Source organism: uncultured Bacteroides sp., assembly GCF_905207245.1.
Classification (GTDB): Bacteria; Bacteroidota; Bacteroidia; order Bacteroidales; family Bacteroidaceae; genus Bacteroides.
The window spans coordinates 19,576-36,528 of sequence record NZ_CAJLKP010000026.1; the positions used below are offsets into that span (position 1 = coordinate 19,576).

The window sequence follows — 16,953 nt, forward strand, 5'->3', positions numbered from 1 at the left end:
CTTTTTTAATAGGTAATGTTAAATCCAACAAGTATGGTTTTTTGCTGTGGGTATACAACAGCTGCTGCGGCACTGATTTCCGGATCTATTTCATATTGGTGTACATTGTCGAATGAAATCAAGTTTGAAGCATTGACATATACACGTACCTTTTGTGCACGTATTTTTTGAAGAATGTGTGCAGGAAGGCTATATCCTACTTCCAAGTTCTTAACTCTCAAATAGTGTACATTGTGCAACCAGAAATCACTGTTTTTACCGTTAGGTCCAGACTCTCCCTTTCTAATAGCTGGATAATACCCTGAAACCCATGCGCTGTTCGGATCATATGGGTCCTCGCGATGCCATCTATCTTCTAGAAGATACTCGGGTGAGCTACCGTTGCCGTGAAGAGGGTTTCTCAATTCATAGTTCTGACCCCATCCTTGCATGGCACCACCTGCAAAGTCGATATTCAGGTCAATACCTTTCCATTCAACACCGATGTTGCCACCGAACGACAACATTGGAGACCAACCTTCGGGATAACCGATAGGACGTTCGTCCATTCCATTGATGATACCATCGCCGTTGACATCTTTGTAGATAAAGTCACCGGGTAACAGTGAACGGTTGTTCTGGCCGTCTATATTTACCGGATAGTTGTTGATTTCATCTTGGGACTCGAAACGTCCGATTACCTGATATCCCCAATAAATACCTCCCCAACGGTCATTGGAGCCATTGCGATATTTATTCCAGGAGCTACCGAATCTTTCTTTGTAACGATAAACCATCTTATATCTGGAGAAAGTCATATTGCCACTTACGGTATAGTTCACATCTCCGATATTATCTTTCCAGGTAATCATACCTTCGGCACCTACATAAGCATCTTTGTTCAGGTTTTCATTGGGTAGGCTGTAACCTACCTCGCTGGGCAAAACAACGTCGTAACGTCCTGCTGGAATACCGGTAATATTCTTTCTGAAGGCATCGAATGTACCTGTCAGTCTGTTATTGAACAGAGCAATATCAAAACCTATATTAAGTGATGTGTTTTTCACCCATGACAGGTTTCTGATGGGCAATCCACGTTGATTAATGCCGGTGACTACTTCACCGTCCAGAACAGCACTTCCTTGTTTCCAGTTGTATCCGTCCATGTAACCGAACATAGATACACCGGCTTCACTACCTGTCTGCCCCACAGAAGCACGAATTTTGAGATCATTGACTACACCCTTCAGATTTTCAAAGAAAGATTCTTCTGAAATTCTCCATCCGATTGATGCACCGGGGAAGAAGCCCCATCTTTTTCCGGGAGCGTAAAGGTAAGAACCGTCATAACGTCCCAGTAATTCAACCAAATATTTGTCAGCATAGTTGTAGTTGATTCTGCCAATCCAACCGGCTCTGGCCTGATAAGACCAATCGTCGTTGAAGTCGTTAATTTCACTGAATTGTAGTAGCGGCAGGTAGTTGTTGGTTGGTACCGTACCGTTTGACTGATAGTTCTTGTCATAGTCAGAAGCCTCGTAAGCAAATACAGCTGATATGTAGTGGCTCTTGATTTGCTTGGTATAGTTCAGTTGGAGTTGCATATAGCGTGCAGCTACGTCTCTCTCCGTCTGGTATCTCCAACGGCTATTCAAACCACCGGTTTTGTCATATACACCACTTTCCTTATTATAGGTGTATGCATCATAAGCGTATTGGAAACCATCGAATTTACTGTTGGTATAGTTGTAAGAGAAGGTCGCCTTTGCTGTAAGCCCGAAGCCGAAATCATATTGTGCATATGCGTTGATGTTTGCATTACGCGTCAGGTTGTCCTTATAGCCGGCAACGTCTCTTTTAAAGAGTGCCGGGTTATAACCGATTTCGTGAGTGTTATTGATGTAATCAGGATTATCGTTGGCATAGGGGCTTTCGATAGGCCACATTTTGAACATAGACAGAATAGAAGAAAAATATCCGTCACCGCCGGGAAGACCTACATCCTGGCTTTTCTCATATTTACCGCTGATTTGAGTTCCAATAGTCAGGCCTTTGGCTATCTTTGTTTCGATGTTAGCCTGGATATTGGTTCTTTGGTAGTTGAAGTCAGGCATCAATGCATCCTGGCTTGTATGAGCAATAGAAATGTAGTGGTTGGTCTTTTCGGAACCACCCGTAACATTGGCATTGATGTGATATTGAGGTACGTTATTTCTCATGATGATATCGTAGTAGTCATAGCTCTGATATCCAGGTTCCGTGCCTGCCTGCCATTTGGCTAATTCTTCTGGACTATAGAGATTTGCCGGATTTCTGCCGTAGTTCTGTTCAGACTCTACCAATGCTCTTACATATTGTCCGGCATTAGCCAGTTTGGGGAATCTGGTCAGATTCTGCCAGCCATAATACCCATTGACATTGATGGTGGCTTTCTCGTTTTTCTTACCTTTCTTAGTGGTTACCAGTACAACGCCGTTGGCTGCACGCAGACCGTAGATAGATGCGGACGCGTCTTTTAGGATAGAAATGCTTTCGATATCCTCGATGTTGAGGGCATTGAACGCATCATTACCAGAGACATTGGAGCTTTGCACCCAGTCGCTGCCGGTTTCACCACCATAAGGAATGCCGTCGATAACGAACAATGGATTTCCCATATTACGGATTTCCAGATTGATTCCTTTACCGGGACGTGCATCCATGGCACGGGTCGAAATACCTGCCATCTTACCGGATAAGGCTCCTGCCGTAGTAGTGGAAACCGAGCGTGTCAGAGCTTCGGATTTTACGTTGCCGATGGCTCCGGTCACATTTCTTTTGGACTGGGAACTGTAACCAACAACGATGACCTCATCCAAGATTTCCGAATCCTCTTCCAATGTAACTTGAAAGACTGTTTTACCATTCATCTTGACTTCTTTGGACTTGTAACCGATGAATGAAACCACCAGTGTGCCATTTGTGTCGTTTACGTTTAATGTGAAATTTCCATCAATGTCGGTGATGGTTCCGTTCATACTTCCTCCACTCGTCACCTCTTTCACTGTGACGTTGGCACCTATGACTGGCTCACCTTTTACATCAGCTACATAACCTTTGATTGGGGTTTGTCCGAATACTGTAGCAGATAACAATAGCATGGCACAAGTGCATAGCAATTTAAAATGCCTCATAAGAATTAGAATTTAGAGATTAAACATATATTATCTTCTGTTCACTTTTTAACGCCGCAAATGTAAGAGAATGTAGCATATATTAGTATTATAAATCATGCAAATAAGGTTCATGAATCTTGCAATGAATGATTTGTATATATCAGATACAGAATTTATTCTTATTTTTGAATCGCTATTCGAGAACATACACAAATTGGCATTATGAGATATACATGCATATTCTTGTTTCTGTTATTTCCGGTGTGGCTGTCAGCGCAACCTTATTCCGTGAAACGGTTAGGGGCAATCGAAGGATTGTCCAACAATAATGTTCTGAGTATAACTCAGGATAAGCAGGGCTTTTTATGGTTTGCAACGGAGGAGGGACTGAATAAATTCGATGGTACCCGTTTTATTACCTATTATAAGGGAACCTCGGACAAACTCAGCATTACGGGTAATGAATTGAACTGCGTACTTGATGATCCGGTGGATTCTATTCTCTGGATTGCTACACAGCGTGCCGGATTGAATGCCTATGACTATGCCAATGATACTTTTACTACCTATGCCTATGAGCGGGGGCAACCAAATAGTCTGACTACCAATGATGTCACAGATATACAACCTGCATCGGACGGAAACTTATGGATTGCTACTTATTGGAATGGTATTGACTATCTGGATAAAAAGACCGGGAAGTTCACACATTACAATTGGGAAACAGTGCCGGGGCTGGTCAGTAATCAAATCTGGTCTGTGGTTGATGGTAGAGACGGAAAACTCTATATTGGGCATGTACATGATGGATTCAGCATACTCTCTGTAAAGGAAAAGAAGGTGAAAAACTTCAGACACGATCCGGCTGATCCCAATAGTCTTCCGGCAGACGGGGTGATGTGCGTATATAAGGATAACAGCGGAAATATCTGGTTGGGAACTTCCAATGGTTTGGCTCTGTTCAATCCGGTGGCGGAGAATTTCATTCATTTTAAAGACAATCGGGAGGCGGTTCAGCATCGGGTATTCAATATCAAGCAGATGGATGATAATAAGCTGTGGATTGCGATGGAGTTTGGCGGAATTGCTATTCTGGATTTGGCACAACATCTGTTTTTATCGCCGAGACAAGTACGTTTTACTTATATAGGCGAAGGCAATGATGAATATGGTTTGTCGAATTCTACGGTGCGTTATCTCTTTCAGGATTCTTATAAGAATGTATGGGTGGGTACCTGGGGAGGTGGCATTAATTTCTTAAGCCATGAACCCTCTTTGTTCAATACTTATAATTATTCGCCCATTCCGACGGCTGAAAGAAATCTTACCAACAAAATGGTTAATAGTGTTTGTGTTAATCATGAAGGACAATTGTGGATAGGAATGAATAACGGAGACATTAATGTCTTCGAAAAAGGAAAGCGGATAGCGGCCTATGGTAGAAACAGCGGCGACCTGAATGGCAATCCGGTTCAGGCTTCTCTATGCGATTCGAGAGGGAACTTGTGGTTCGGTCTGTTTGCTGGAGGTGTATGCTATTACGATAAAAACAAGGAGATTTTCAAGCAGATTTTTCCGAAAGATGAGATTGATACAGATGTGCGTACCATCTATGAGGACAGAAATCATGTGATATGGATTGGAACCAGTACAGGGATGTATAAGGCGGATATTGAAGGTCGTGTTTTGGAGCACTATATAGAAGATATACAGATACGCAGTATCTTCAAAGATGAACAGGGATGCTTTTGGGTTGGTACCTTCGGAAGTGGTGTTCTTGTCTATGCGCCTGATTTCAGCGTGGTGAAACATTTTCATGTGGGTGAGGACTTCCCTTCAAATACCATCAATGCTGTGTACGCAGACAGCAAGAAGCGTGTGTGGATAGCAACCGGCGAGGGGCTGGTATGTTTTCCTTCTTCGAAAGAGTGGGAGTACAAAGTTTATAAACGCATGCACGGAATGGAAAACATCCATGTACGGGCAATAATGGAAGATGCTTCAGGCAATATCTGGTTCAGCACGAATAAGGGAATCAGTTGTTATATGGAGTCTAAAAACAATATCTATAACTATAGTCGTGAAGATAATATTCCGGCAGACGGATTTATGAGCAACAGTGCGGCATGTGACAACGATGGCAGGATTTACTTCGGTTCTCTCAACGGATTATGCTATTTTAATCCGGGGATTGTGCTGGCAGAACGCAAAGCTCCACCAGTCATTATGACGGAAATGCGCATATTCGAGCCTTTGAATGACTGGGGAAATAAAGAAGAAGTGCTTCCTCTTGACGGATGCTTGTCAGTAGAATTGAACTATTTGCAAAATAACTTCAGTATTACTTTCAATGTACAAAATTACGCATTGGCCAACCAAGTGGAATATGCCTATATGTTGAAAGGGCTTGAAGATTCTTGGTATACCGTAACGGAACCCAATAATACTACTTTTCGTAATGTGCCTCCCGGCAATTATCAGTTTTTGGTGAAGACACGTATGAGAAACCAAGACTGGTCGGACCAAATAACGACGTTGAATATCCGCATCATACCTCCTTTGTGGCTATCGTGGTGGGCAAAGTTGCTCTATGTTGTGACAGGGGTATTTATTGTGCTCTCCATACTCTATGCTTACAAGAAAAAGTTGGATATGGAGCTCCTTTACGATTTGGAGAAGAAAAATCATGAGCAGGAACAGGAATTGAACCAGGAACGATTACGCTTTTATACCAATATCACTCACGAACTCCGTACTCCGTTAACATTGATACTGGGACCATTGGAAGATATGCAGAAGAGCCATTCACTTTCCAATAAAGATGCCCAGAAGGTATCGGTTATCCACCAAAGTGCTATCAGATTGCTGAACTTGATTAATCAGATACTGGAATTCCGTAAGACGGAAACGCAGAATAAGAAACTCTGTGTGACTCATGATAATATAGCTAATCTGGTATACGAAACAGGGCTTAAGTATAAGGAGCTGAATCGCAAGCCCAATGTTAAATTCCATATTGAGGTAGAGAGTGAAAATATGTTTCTCTATTTCGATAAAGAGATTATGACCATCATATTGGATAATTTGATCTCCAATGCGATGAAGTATACCGAGAAAGGCTCTATATTATTGAGGCTGTACAATGTGGCACGGGATGGTGTCGACTACACCGAAATACTGGTGACAGATACAGGCTATGGGATTACTCCCGAAGCCTTGCCTCATATCTTCGACCGTTATTATCAGGAAGGAAGTGAGCATCAAGCATCCGGTACGGGCATTGGTTTGGCACTGGTGAAAAACCTGGTAGAGTTGCACGAAGGGACTATCAGAGTGGAAAGTACCCTGAATGCGGGGAGTGCGTTCTATATCAGCTTACTGACGGATAATATTTATCCTAATGCGTTGCATGCCGACTCGCCGGAAAAGACTGACGATGAGCCGGAAGAAGAGAAAGAAGACATTCCAGAGTCCGTATCCGGCGGAAAGCGTATCTTGCTTGTAGTGGAGGATAATCCTGACATCTGTAATTATATTGCAGAGTCTTTCTCTGATGATTTTGAGGTGAAGACGGCAGCCAATGGAGAGCAAGGAATGGAACAGGCACTGAACTGCATTCCGGATATAATAGTCAGTGACATCATGATGCCTGTGATGAATGGAACCACCATGTGTAAGAAACTGAAAGAAGACGTGCGCACCAGCCACATTCCTATCGTTCTGCTGACGGCTAAGGATTCTTTACAGGACAAGGAAGAGGGGTATCAGGTGGGGGCGGACTCCTATCTGACAAAGCCTTTCAGTGCTACATTGTTACATAGTCGCATCAACAATCTGCTCGAATCACGCAAGTTGTTGGCAGAGCGTTTCAGTGGTTCTACACCCCATCATAATTTGAATGAAAAACGTGCCCGGTTGGCAGAGTCCCTGAACAAGCTGGATAATGAATTCATTGAGAAGATTAATCAGTTGATAGAAGGTCGTTTGTCGTCCGAAAAGGTGGATATTGGTTATCTGGCTGACAATATGTTTATGAGTAAATCTACGCTTTACCGTAAGATGAAAGCATTGACGGGACTTTCCACCAATGAGTATGTTCGTAAGATAAAGATGCAGTATGCCGAACGTTTGTTGCTGGAAGGCAGGTACAGCATTTCCGAAGTTGCTTTTAAAGTGGGAATAAACAGTTTAGTTTACTTTCGCCAATGCTTTAAAGAGGAGTTCGGCGTGGTGCCTTCGGAGTATCTGAAACAGCCATAAACATTGCCAACTTCTTGCCACCGCATTGGCAAACTTTTGCCACTGCGATGGCAAAGTTTTGCCAAGCCTATGGCAAAGTCTTGCCAACACGGTGGCAAGAACTCGCTCCTATATCCCGTGTATTAAGAGACTACCATTCGTAGCCTTCTACATAAGCATCAAACTCCTGTTTCTGGGTCACTCCGCACTTCTTGAGGATATTCTGTACGTCCTTTTGCTCGGCAGGGCTGAGGAGACGTTCGCCTTTGCGGATGCGGTAATAAGTTCTTTGGCTGAATCGCTCTACCAGCAGGGTCATAGCACGTTGTCTCTGCTTGTGCGGCAGATTCTCCAGAATATTCATGCAACCTTTGGCATAATGCACTTTCTTGCTGGAGCGGTAGTGAGGACAAGCGCCTTTCAGCGTGGCTTGGTGTTTGGGACTAATGACCACCCAATGTTCGATGCTGCTCGGGATGGCTTGTTCTACCAATTGCCTCAGGCAGGTAGAGGCTTTGGGGCACTGACGGTTGAGGCATAAGGGATAATTGTGCGGTACGTCCGGAAAATAATGTTCTTCTTCCATGATTGTGAGTTGTTTGTTGTTGTTTCCAAGGCAGTTATCCTTCTTTAAAGAGAAGCTCAGTGTTTCTTTTGTGATGACTACGATTGAATTTCACGGCAAAAGTAATCATTATTCAGACACGTTTGCCTGAATAATGACTCTTTTTTATTCATTTATTTCTCTTCAAACGTATTGAACGAATGGGGTTGGAGCTGCACGTTCAGATAACGGTTGCCTAATTTCACGGTTATTTCTTTGGTTTCATTGTTGAAGTTGCCGGCTATCACTACTTTCTTCTTTTGTGGAGTTTCCACAATCATAACGGGTGTTTTATCTTCTTTCTGCGCTTTGTAGGCTATGATGCGTGAACCGGGAGAGACGAACCTGCTGTAATGCTTCACGGCGTAATATTCGGGCGTCAGAGTTGCCTTGCGGGTTTTTGAATCCACATGTATCAGTGCATTTTGCTTCCATCCCCAGGGACTCTCACCGTTGTCGCAAAGTGTGTTGTTCCAGAAGGTATATTCTTCGCAACCATTGCCCAGATAGTGGTTAATCAGGTGGAAAGTGTGCTCTCCTGCCTGCCAGTCGAAGCTGCCCCAGCCACATTCGCTTTCACTCTGTACATACTTATATTGGGGATACTTCTCGCGGATTTTCGGCAATATCTGTCCGCCTTCCCACTGGAAACCTATGCCTTCGATGCTTTGTGGCATACGCGGGTCGGAAAGTATCTTGTCGACGTAGTCGTAGCGGTTCGTATTGAAGGTGCCGAGGTATAGTTTCACTTCCGGGTGATGTTTCTTTAGCGTAGGAGCCAGATATTCTACATTGAAGCGTACGGTGCCTTCGGCAGTCCAGGCACAACCGGGATAGGGGGTATAGCTGTATGCCTCATTCTGATACATGACCATATCGATGGGAATTCCCTGTTCCTTGTAGGCATCAATGAATTTGCAGAAATAGTTGGCATACGTTTGCAGATAGCGGGGGTCTTGTATCATGTAGTCGTTCATTGCCAGTTGTTCGGGGAATACGCCTTTACGCTTCTCGGTGTTGTCTTCGAAAAGGGCTATGCTCGATTCGGGAGACATCTTATTGGTCTTGTCGCTGCGTACCGGATAGTCATGGTTGATTTTCATCCAACTGGGAGGAGACCAGGGGGAAATCCAGAATGTCATCCCGGGATTGTACTTTTGTGCTGCCCGCACGAAAGGGATGATGGCGAGTTTGTCGCGGTTGATATTGAAATACTTCAACTGGAAGTCGCCCGATACTTCGTCGCAACTGTACCAGTCGCGTGCATAATCGTTCGCATTCATCGAGATTCGTCCCCGTGTGAAGCGTAAATCTCCCTGTGGAGAGAACATCTTTTCCAGAAGGTCGTCCTGCTCATCGCGGGTAAGCATGTTCAGAGCATCCCAGCACAGTTCGTTGAAGGTGGTGCCCCATGCTTTGAAGGTGGTGCCCCCTTCTGTTCCGTTGATTTCTAAAAGCGGAGTCTGTCCGGTGCTTGATTGTAACTTTACTTTAGATTGTTGCCAGATGTTGGCTTCCGTGCTGCTCACCCAGTTGTAAGTCTGGGCATAGGTTCCGGTGGCAAAGGCAGTTGCCAGGCAATAGAGGAATACTTTTTTCATTTTCTTCTTTTTCATGGTAATAAGTCTTTTGAGCGCAAAATAAGCAAAATAGTTGCTATTACAAGGTGCACAAAAGGCGCAAAAAGGGGGACAAATCAGTTCAAGCGAAGATAACATCGTTGTGAAACGTCACGTATGGGCATAAAAAAAGGAGTACCGCTGTACTCCAACCTTTGTTAACCTTAAATCTAATACTATGAAAAACACATTGCAAAGGTACGGACTTTTGGGACATCTGCAAATAAAACAAATAAAAAAGAGTGTTTTATAACATGTTTTAGCGAAAAGAACGCTTTTGTTAAGGCTTGCTAAGGATTTGAACCCTCTCCACGCTTATTTTCTAAAAAAGAATTATCTTTGTCTCATTAATTAACGAACACAGAGGCACAGAGACATAGGATTCTCTTTTTCTATAAAGTGAAACACTCCGTACCTCTGTGTCTCTGTGTTCAATAAAGATAAATCCACATGAACGAAGATATTGTGCTCACCCCGATGATGAAGCAGTTTCTGGACTTGAAGGCCAAGCATCCGGATGCCGTTATGCTGTTTCGTTGCGGCGATTTCTACGAAACTTATTCTACTGATGCTATTGTTGCGGCCGAAATCCTCGGAATCACCCTCACCAAGCGTGCCAATGGTAAAGGAAAAACCATTGAAATGGCCGGCTTTCCCCATCATGCGCTGGATACGTATCTGCCTAAACTGGTGCGTGCGGGTAAGCGTGTGGCTATCTGCGACCAGTTGGAAGACCCGAAGATGACCAAGAAACTGGTGAAGCGCGGCATCACGGAACTGGTGACTCCCGGTGTTTCCATCAACGACAATATACTGAATTACCGGGAGAATAATTTCCTGGCTGCCGTCCATTTTGGTAAAGGAACCTGCGGTGTGGCCTTTCTCGACATCTCCACAGGCGAATTCCTCACAGCAGAAGGCCCTTTCGACTATGTGGATAAACTATTGAATAACTTCGCCCCGAAGGAAGTGCTTTTTGAACGTGGAAAACGCGGTATGTTCGAGGGAAACTTCGGGAGTAAGTTCTTTACTTTTGAGCTGGACGACTGGGTGTTTACTGAAACTACCGCGCGTGAGAAACTTTTGAAACACTTCGAGACAAAGAACCTGAAAGGTTTCGGTGTGGAGCATCTCAAGAATGGTATCATTGCTTCGGGAGCCATCCTGCAATATCTCATCATGACTCAGCACACCCAGATAGGGCATATCACTTCACTGGCACGCATTGAGGAGGATAAGTATGTCCGTCTTGATAAGTTCACCGTCCGCAGCCTCGAACTGATAGGCAGTATGAACGATGGCGGCAGTAGCTTGCTGAATGTGATTGATAAGACTATCAGTCCTATGGGGGCCCGTCTGCTGAAACGCTGGTTGGTGTTTCCGCTGAAAGATGTGTTGCCTATCAACGAACGCCTCAACGTGGTGGAATACTTCTTCCGTCAGCCGGACTTCAAGGAATTGATTGAAGAACAGTTGCATCTGATAGGTGATTTGGAACGCATTATTTCAAAGGTAGCCGTGGGGCGTGTCTCCCCGCGTGAGGTGGTGGCGCTGAAAGTGGCGTTACTGGCTATTGAACCTATCAAAGCAGCTTGTATGGATGCGGATAATGCCAGTCTGAACCGCATAGGTGAACAATTGAATATCTGCCAGTCCATTCGCGACCGCATAGAGAAAGAGATTAATAATGATCCTCCGTTGCTGATTAACAAAGGTGGTGTCATCAAGTCGGGTGTCAACGCCGAACTGGACGAGTTGCGCCAGATAGCCTATTCCGGTAAGGATTACTTGCTACAGATACAGCAACGGGAAAGTGAACTGACGGGAATCCCCAGCCTGAAGATAGGTTACAATAATGTGTTTGGTTACTATATCGAAGTACGTAACCTGCATAAGGATAAAGTGCCGCAGGAGTGGATACGTAAACAAACTCTGGCAAATGCCGAACGCTACATCACGCAGGAACTGAAAGAATATGAAGAGAAAATCCTCGGTGCTGAAGATAAGATATTGATACTGGAAACGCAACTCTACATGGAGCTGGTGCAGGCGTTGAGTGAGTTTATACCCGCCATCCAGGTCAATGCAAACCAGATAGCCCGTCTGGATTGCCTGCATTCCTTTGCTAATGTGGCGCGTGAGAATAACTATATCCGCCCTGTTATTGAAGACAGCGATGTGCTGGATATCCGTCAGGGACGCCATCCGGTAATCGAGAAACAGCTTCCGATAGGCGAGAAGTACATTGCCAACGATGTGATGCTGGATAGCAGTTCGCAGCAGATTATTATTATTACCGGTCCCAACATGGCGGGTAAGTCTGCATTATTGAGGCAGACGGCGCTGATAACGCTGCTGGCACAGATTGGTAGTTTCGTACCTGCCGAGAGTGCGCATATCGGATTAGTGGATAAGATATTTACCCGTGTGGGGGCTAGCGATAACATCTCCGTCGGTGAATCTACCTTTATGGTGGAGATGAATGAGGCGGCTGACATCCTGAATAACCTGTCTCCGCGCAGTCTGGTACTCTTTGATGAATTGGGAAGGGGTACTTCTACCTACGATGGCATTTCTATTGCCTGGGCGATTGTAGAACATATCCATGAGCATCCCAGGGCAAAGGCGCGTACACTGTTTGCCACGCACTACCACGAACTGAATGAAATGGAGAAGAGCTTCAAGCGCATCAAGAACTACAATGTTTCCGTCAAGGAAGTGGATAACAAAGTCATTTTCCTGCGTAAACTGGAGCGTGGCGGTAGTGAGCATTCTTTCGGTATCCATGTGGCAAAGATGGCAGGTATGCCGAAGAGCATTGTAAAACGTGCGAATGACATCTTGAAGCAACTGGAAACGGATAATCGCCAGCAAGGCATCGCCAATAAGCCGATGGCGGAAGTGGGAGAGACACGCGAGGGCATGCAACTCAGTTTCTTCCAGTTGGATGATCCGATACTCTGCCAGATACGCGATGAGATACTGACGCTGGATGTGAATAACCTGACACCACTGGAGGCGCTGAATAAGCTGAGTGATATTAAGCGGATTGTGAAAGGGAAATAATTTCCCTTTCATCCTTTTTAGTTCGTCATTTCCTTCTTCACATTATCCTTCTGCTGTTCCCTGTATTGTCTTGGCGGCATGCCAAAGCGTGAGGTGAACAGTTTGTAGAAGGTGCCGCGATTATTGAAGCCTGTCTGATCCATAATCTCTTCAATGGTGAGATTTTTGGTCAGCAGTAAACGCTCCGCTATGGTAAGGCGATACTCCTTGATGATGTCGGACGGTGACTTTTCGGTTATCGGTTTCAGTTTCCGGTAGAACTGGCGGGTGCTATAGCCTAAGTCACTGCTCAGCAGTTCCACGGATAAATCAGGATTGGAGATATTCTTATCTATGGTTTCTATCACTTTATCCAGGAACTCTTGGTCTTCTTTATGGATGCAGTTGCCGTTCTCTACCTTGAAGGAACTGAAAATGGAGCTATAATACTCTTTTAAGTCCGATTTTCGCTTTATCAGCCGGTAGACAATCTTCTCCAGGTATTTCACATTGAAAGGCTTGGTAATGTAAGCTTCCGCGCCTGATTCGATGCCTTTCACTTGCTCATCTTCGTTATGGAGGGCGGACAGGAGGATCAGTGGTATGTGGCTCCACAATTTATTCTGTTTTATCTGTTGTGCAAAAGAGAGTCCGTCGATTTCGGGCATCATCACGTCTGAGATAATTAAGTCCGGCTGTCTTAATTCCAGATTGGCTAAAGCCTCCTTGGCATTGTTGAAAGACAATACATTGTACTCCTCTACAAATATCTCCGAAACAAACCATAGCATGGAGGGATCATCATCGATAATCATGATTGTTTGTTTGGAGGTGTCGAAGTTAGCGATGGTCTTTTCTAATTCTATGGGCTCTGCATTGACATTCAAAGGGGGGGCCTCATATACTTCCTGCTGTGTTTCCTGCTCCGTCAAAGCCAGTTCCGGCAAGGTTACTGTGAATGTCGTTATCTCATTGGGCACACTGTCTACACTGATTTGCCCGTTCAGCAAATTTGTCATGCTTTTGCATATAGCCAGTCCGAGTCCGTTCCGGGAGTTTGCTCCGTTCATTTCGAAGGAATCCAGTATCTTGTAACGGTCGAATATCTTTGTAAGGTTTTCTTTGGCTATTCCTTTCCCGGAATTAGAGATGCGAAGGGTGAGAAGCCGGTTTTCTACCCTCAATCCGACAGTAATACTTCCTTTCTCCGGCGTGTATTTGAAGGCATTGGATATCAGATTGTTCGCAATCTTGTTGAAACAACTGATATCTGTGTTCCATTCTATACCCGGTTCAATATTCAACTGATAATCCAGTTCCCGGTTCTCAGCCAATTCACCGAATGACTCCGCAATACCCTGCAGCTTCTCCGATACGGGCAAACTCTGAATGGAAAGTGTTTTGTTGCCGGTTTCGAGTTTACGGAACTGAAGCAGTTCCAGGATTAAGCTGTTCAGCTTCTCCGTGTTCTGCTGTATCATCTTTCCGTATTTGAGGATGTAGGAGTCGGCTTGCGGGTAGGCAAGTATCTTTTCGCATGGGCCGTAAATCAGCGTTAACGGCGTGCAGAACTCATGTGTGATGTTTGTAAAGAAACGCAGCTTGGATTCGTAGATTTCCTCCTTCTTTTCCCTATTCAGTTTCTTAATCATGCGCTGCTGCTTGCGGCGGTATTGCCGGATGGTCTGATAAATGGCCGTGAAGCAGAGCAAGGCGATCAGTATGGAATAGATGATATACGCCCAAGTACTCAGATACCAGGGTGGAGTAATGTGGATAACCAGTGCTTGCGGTTCACTCTCTTTGCCATTCATGTTATTCTTGTATTTCACTAACAGCGTGTATTGTTCCGGTGCGAGATTGGAGAAGATGGCACTGGCCGATGTGCCACTCTCTATCCATTGATTACTAACTTCTTCCAGCTTGTAGGAGTAGGAATAATTGTTCCCATTAATATAATCTATTGCCATAAAGTCAATGCAGAAGAAGTTCTGACCATAGTCCAGTTGTAGTATGGTCTTGTCTTTCTTTTCGTGCAGGAACTCGTGGATGTTATACTCTTTTCCGAAGATGGACAATCCTCTCAGGCTAATCTGTGGCATATAGTCTTCTGCGATATATGCATTGGGTTTGACGGTGACGAACCCGTTTGTACCGCCGAAAAATAATGTTTCGGTCCGCTGGTCTTTGTAAAAGGCGCCGTCACTGAATTCGGTCACGTCCAACCCGTTTTCTCTATTGTATGTTTGTCCGGTATTGGTTTTGGAGTTGAATCTTACCAGTCCCTGATTGGTGCTTAACCAAAGATTATTCTGCTGGTCTTCTAAAATACCGTGTACGGTATTGGTTGAAAGTAGGTTGGCTCTGTCGTGATACTGTGTATAGTCCTGATTAAAGTAAAGTAATCCGGAACTGGTGCCCAGCCAATACCCCTTTTCGTTTTTGTAGATGGCAAAGATGTCATTGGCAGTTTGACTGTTTACCACGTCGTCAAACCTGTAGGGCGTTAATATCTCCGTTTCTATGTTCAAGCGATATGCCCCGTATCCGCGATTTCCAAACCACAGTATGGAGTCGCTTTCCTGATAAGAGGTGAAGAAGTAATTGGAAGCCATACGTCCATCATCCAGAACAATGCGGGTAGCTGATTTTACGACGGGAGCCGTACCTCCTTTCTGCAAGATAACTTTTACAATGCCCTCCCCAACAGTAGATACCCATAAGGTGGTATCATTCAGTTCGTTGATAGAGTGTACGTATTTCACTCTCTTACCGTCTGTTACCACGTCAAGTGTATTCAACAGCTTGTTTTTATAGGAGTAATAGTTAATGCCGTTTTCGGTGCCTATCCATAGTTTGTTCATGGAACCTGGAGCAAAGCAATAGACGGTATTATCGGTCAAAGCACTGTTATTGACGGATATGCGGTCGAAGGACGTAGATGTGCCGGTTTCGGGAGAATAGTCTTTGATACGTAATATTCCACCTCCTTTAGTGCCTATCCATAAGGTTCTCTCTTCGTCATAATAAAGGGTGCGTATGGGGTTGTTGATTTGATATATGGGAGTATCCAGCACTGTGTTGGCTATTGAAAAGGTGTCGTTGTAGTACATGTATACTCCCTGCCCGTCGGTTCCTATCCAAACGATATCCTGATACCGGTCCTTCATCAGGCAGAAGATGCCCGATTGAATCTCGGTAGATTGTATTTGGTACTTCACCTTTTGGTCGGACATATATTTCAGTACAATCAAGCCGCTGCTTTTGAATCCGATATAGTAGTCATTCTGCTGTTTGATGATGGAAGAAACTTCTCCGCGGGCTTCGATTTCTGCTTTGAGGTCGGCTATGTAGTACTGCTTCCGGTTGTTGAAGTCATACTCATACAGCGAATAAGTTTCATCAATGAAATAAGCTGTCTGGTCTTCGCTGAAGGTCCATAACAGTCTTTCCGGGTGTATGAAAAGGTTGGTGTAGACTAAAACTATCTCTTGGCCTTTCTTTTTTATCTTGTAACTGCGAGTGTCGTTATTGGAAGTGAATATCCATAGAATGTCGTTTTCATCAATGACGGTGGATAGTACATGCTCAAAGTTCATTTGGGGAACTTTCAGTTTTTGGAGAGCCTGTTTTTCTTGTTGGTAATAGTAGAGGTATCCATCATCTTTTACGATGAAAAGGTCATTTTCGTTACTTTTCGCCATGGAGTTCTTGTCCTTGAACTCTGCAAAGCTTTGGCAAGTCTGGCTTTTGGTGTCCAATCGGTCCAGTCCGTAATTTGTCTGTATCCACAGCACGTTTTCTTCGGTTTCCATGATGTGGTTTATCAGGTTGCCCGAGAGTAATGCTTTTGAAGGGTTGACAGGATTATATACGTGGATGTCGGTGCCGTCGAAGACATTCAAGCCGTCGCATGAACCAATCCAGATAACTCCTTGATGATCTTGATAAAGAGACAGGATGGCACTGTTGGACAGGCCGTTCTTGTTGGAGAATTGTCGGAGGCTGTATGCATGAATCACCAAAGGGAAACAGCATATGAAACAGATGACTAATATGAACCGGATTGTTTTGCGAGTGTTTTTCATATCTGTATATCGGACTAATTAGGTATTGCAAAGATAGAGAATAATGGCAGGATGTCACTGCAAAAACGAGGAAAAAGAGTGCTACTTATCTGACTTTTTTGTCTGTTTGGCCGCCATGGCCCGATTGTGAGACTATATGGCATAAATGTGTATCTGCATTTTCATAAATACGCTTAGCTTTACGGCTGATAAGAAACCTCATTATTTACAATAGACTGTTTTAC

At 44.3% G+C, this 16,953-nt stretch carries 6 protein-coding genes; 2 read left to right on the forward strand and 4 right to left on the reverse strand.

Features of this window, described 5'->3' with window-relative positions:
• Positions 1 to 5 precede the first annotated feature (5 nt).
• Positions 6 to 3,152, reverse strand: a complete 3,147-nt coding sequence (locus tag QZ135_RS10075) for a TonB-dependent receptor (protein WP_294608569.1) — start codon at positions 3,150 to 3,152, stop codon at positions 6 to 8.
• Positions 3,153 to 3,356: 204 nt separating this feature from the next.
• Between QZ135_RS10075 and QZ135_RS10080 the strand changes: the two genes are divergently transcribed.
• Entirely contained in the window at positions 3,357 to 7,394 is a 4,038-nt protein-coding gene (locus QZ135_RS10080) for a hybrid sensor histidine kinase/response regulator transcription factor (RefSeq protein ID WP_294608570.1), read from the forward strand.
• Positions 7,395 to 7,524: 130 nt separating this feature from the next.
• Here QZ135_RS10080 and QZ135_RS10085 read toward each other — a convergent pair whose 3' ends face one another.
• Both QZ135_RS10085 and QZ135_RS10090 read right to left on the reverse strand, forming a co-directional pair.
• Complete coding sequence (locus tag QZ135_RS10085; RefSeq protein ID WP_294608571.1) at positions 7,525 to 7,959, reverse strand: DUF6078 family protein; 435 nt, start codon at positions 7,957 to 7,959, stop codon at positions 7,525 to 7,527.
• A 152-nt stretch (positions 7,960 to 8,111) separates the two neighbouring features.
• Entirely contained in the window at positions 8,112 to 9,593 is a 1,482-nt protein-coding gene (locus tag QZ135_RS10090) for a beta-glycosidase (protein WP_294608572.1), read from the reverse strand.
• Between the two features lie 453 nt (positions 9,594 to 10,046).
• On the opposite strand from QZ135_RS10090, the gene mutS reads away from it, so the two are divergent.
• Complete coding sequence (mutS, locus tag QZ135_RS10095) at positions 10,047 to 12,662, forward strand: DNA mismatch repair protein MutS (protein ID WP_294608573.1); 2,616 nt, start codon at positions 10,047 to 10,049, stop codon at positions 12,660 to 12,662.
• Positions 12,663 to 12,679: 17 nt separating this feature from the next.
• Here the strand turns inward: mutS and QZ135_RS10100 are convergent, their stop codons facing one another.
• A complete protein-coding gene (locus QZ135_RS10100) occupies positions 12,680 to 16,729 on the reverse strand; it encodes a hybrid sensor histidine kinase/response regulator transcription factor (RefSeq protein WP_294608574.1) in 4,050 nt (1,349 codons plus the stop codon).
• Between the last annotated feature and the right edge of the window lie 224 nt (positions 16,730 to 16,953).

What these genes read in the sequence shown, in the direction of transcription:
- QZ135_RS10075 (WP_294608569.1), bottom strand. Translation starts at nt 3,152, where the DNA reads ATGAGGCATTTTAAATTGCTATGCACTTGTGCCATGCTATTGTTATCT.
- QZ135_RS10080 (WP_294608570.1), top strand. Translation starts at nt 3,357, where the DNA reads ATGAGATATACATGCATATTCTTGTTTCTGTTATTTCCGGTGTGGCTG.
- QZ135_RS10085 (WP_294608571.1), bottom strand. Translation starts at nt 7,959, where the DNA reads ATGGAAGAAGAACATTATTTTCCGGACGTACCGCACAATTATCCCTTA.
- QZ135_RS10090 (WP_294608572.1), bottom strand. Translation starts at nt 9,593, where the DNA reads ATGAAAAAGAAGAAAATGAAAAAAGTATTCCTCTATTGCCTGGCAACT.
- mutS (WP_294608573.1), top strand. Translation starts at nt 10,047, where the DNA reads ATGAACGAAGATATTGTGCTCACCCCGATGATGAAGCAGTTTCTGGAC.
- QZ135_RS10100 (WP_294608574.1), bottom strand. Translation starts at nt 16,729, where the DNA reads ATGAAAAACACTCGCAAAACAATCCGGTTCATATTAGTCATCTGTTTC.